Annotated in this window: 3 protein-coding genes; 1 reads left to right on the forward strand and 2 read right to left on the reverse strand. The window is 33.2% G+C overall.

Translation table 11 applies throughout. From position 1 onward, the window contains the following. Positions 1-126 precede the first annotated feature (126 nt). The gene (locus tag AB5Z12_RS20655) at positions 127-342 is read left to right on the forward strand and encodes a helix-turn-helix domain-containing protein (protein WP_368357533.1); all 216 of its coding nucleotides are present in this window, start codon (positions 127-129) and stop codon (positions 340-342) included. A gap of 71 nt (positions 343-413) precedes the next feature. Here the strand turns inward: AB5Z12_RS20655 and AB5Z12_RS20660 are convergent, their stop codons facing one another. Next, positions 414-1,007 carry a hypothetical protein gene (locus AB5Z12_RS20660; protein WP_368357534.1) on the reverse strand — a complete coding sequence of 198 codons (594 nt, stop codon included), beginning with the start codon at positions 1,005-1,007 and terminating at the stop codon, positions 414-416. A 109-nt stretch (positions 1,008-1,116) separates the two neighbouring features. Next, positions 1,117-2,223 carry a hypothetical protein gene (locus tag AB5Z12_RS20665; protein WP_195699108.1) on the reverse strand — a complete coding sequence of 369 codons (1,107 nt, stop codon included), beginning with the start codon at positions 2,221-2,223 and terminating at the stop codon, positions 1,117-1,119. Positions 2,224-2,302 lie beyond the last annotated feature (79 nt).

Raw genomic sequence — 2,302 nt, forward strand, 5'->3', positions numbered from 1 at the left:
CTTTATATGGCATTTGAAATTCATCTATAGCATTTTTACAGGACTGTTCTGCTTATATTTATTTCTTACAAAACTAACCTTGCTCACATATAAGTAAAACCAAATATCAGACAGGAGGTAACAATTATGTCAACCATATCTAATCCAGTACCTGCAGGGAAGGAAGATTCTATTTTGACCGTTTTAGGTGTCTCAGAAGTTGCTGAGTATCTTGGCGTGGGAAAGAATAGGGTTTATGAATTGCTTAATGACGGCAGCCTTAAAGGATTCCGCATGGGGGCTACCTGGAAGATTAGCCGAATGGCTTTGGAGAATTATATTTTGAATGCTTCACAATTATAAAAAATAAGAAGAGGGGATGCCATTAGTGGCATACCCTCCGATCAGCTCATATAAAGTGTATACTTCATTATTTAGCTAAAATTCTTGGTGGCATTAAACAATTTTGTCCAATAACTACTTGACTTCAATTCCTTTAACTTTCCAGTATATTTAAACAGATTTCCAGGAAGTAGTGCTTTTCCACCCTTATAATATAAGTATAAATCATCATCATGAATCATTACATAACGATTATTTTTATCCTCAATGAGTTTACCTTTTTTTATATTATATCGTTTCCATGTTGTTTTACTTCTTCCCAGCCCAGTACTAGTATGCGTATAAATCACTATTGATTGTTTGTATCTGTTTACTGATGAATTTTTAAATACATACCGTCTTACTTTTCCTTTATATGATGTGAATATCAAAACTAAATCTCTATTAAAATAATACTCAATATGTTCCGGATATCCATCTTTGTTAATATCCATATCATACGTATAAGTATAATCAGTTCCATAATTATAACTATGACTATATTTACCATAATAAATAGCCCTAAACATTTTTTGAGCAGCATTATACCTCTGGCTATAACTTGTTCCAGCACTTACTGGTACAGCCATAGTCAAACACAAAATAACAGAGATTAATAATGTAAACACTCTTCTTTTCCTTGACATAATAGCATCCTCCTTGTATAAAAGTTTTTAGACAAAAAAGTATACACTTCTCTGACCTGATAACATATACCTTTACAACATATGCTTAAAATCCAATAATTAAATACTGTCACTCTTCAGGATATAAATAAAAATAGTCTCCAAATCTTGGAATAAATGTTTCAATGTACTCTTCCTCTCCATTAATATACGGAGCTAAGCTCATACAGAATGTTTCTGACTGAATTTGAGATACATTACTTGGAAATGCAGTACCAAGTTCAACTAATTCCTTGCCTTGCCATATAAATTTGTAAGTATAGTAGCGACCATCCGGATCATACTCCATAGTTATATATGAATCATCTCCAGCTAATCCACCTGTAATTTTATATTTCCCTGAAAAATCAGCTGCCCTTAAATATATATCATATGCCGATGAGTTTTTATGGAAAATCTGATAATCTCCTGTATCGGGATCTGTAAACGTCAGTGTATCAACTGTATCATCAGTTACATCCGAGCAAGTCATTTCAAGAACTTTTGTTCTTCCACTTTGATATATATCATATGTATCATCAGTTTCAAAGTCCATTTCTGCCATAAGTATAATATCATCACTCAAAATAATATCATAAAACCTATTGTATAAATCAATAACAGTTATCGTTGTCCCATCATCCGCAATATATTCTCCCTCTGGATGTATATCTCCCCATAAATGAGTTGGTCCCTCCCAAGCAGAACTAACAGAAAACTTCTCCAGGCAAATTTGTATACTGGAATCTGAATAAATAAACCTACTACTATTTTCATCAAATGCTAAAAAAGCTCCATTATCATCTACCCATTTTTCCCCATCCGAATCAAAATACAATTCTACAGGATGTTCATTTGACGCATATAAATCATCCCCAAGTAAACTCTGCATAGAAACAAAAATGCTATCGCTTTCTCCTGGATATATGCAAATATAAAGCGTATCTCCCAGTCCCGAACCATAATATAGTTCTGACTCTTCACACGATGGTATAGTATAATAAAAACCATATGGGTCTCTAATATCTCCTAATAGTCTCTTCTTTGTTTCATTATACCAATCATCAGAAGTATCACTTTCCGATTCTGCCAGACTAGCAGTATAAGTATCAAACGCCTCTACATTTTTCATCGGAATAAACATCCCAGAAATCAGTAAACATATACCCAATACTGTTTCTATTGCTTTTTTTCTCATAAGCCCCCTCCTTTGTCATCCTTCTAACAACGAATAATCATTTGCATACGCGGTCATTATTTCATTCGGATATGTGATA

The sequence above is a fragment of the Ruminococcus sp. RTP21358st1_G6_RTP21358_211008 genome (assembly GCF_040908885.1).
Lineage (GTDB): Bacteria > Bacillota > Clostridia > Lachnospirales > Lachnospiraceae > Blautia_A > Blautia_A faecis.

What these genes read in the sequence shown, in the direction of transcription:
- AB5Z12_RS20655 (WP_368357533.1), top strand. Translation starts at nt 127, where the DNA reads ATGTCAACCATATCTAATCCAGTACCTGCAGGGAAGGAAGATTCTATT.
- AB5Z12_RS20660 (WP_368357534.1), bottom strand. Translation starts at nt 1,007, where the DNA reads ATGTCAAGGAAAAGAAGAGTGTTTACATTATTAATCTCTGTTATTTTG.
- AB5Z12_RS20665 (WP_195699108.1), bottom strand. Translation starts at nt 2,223, where the DNA reads ATGAGAAAAAAAGCAATAGAAACAGTATTGGGTATATGTTTACTGATT.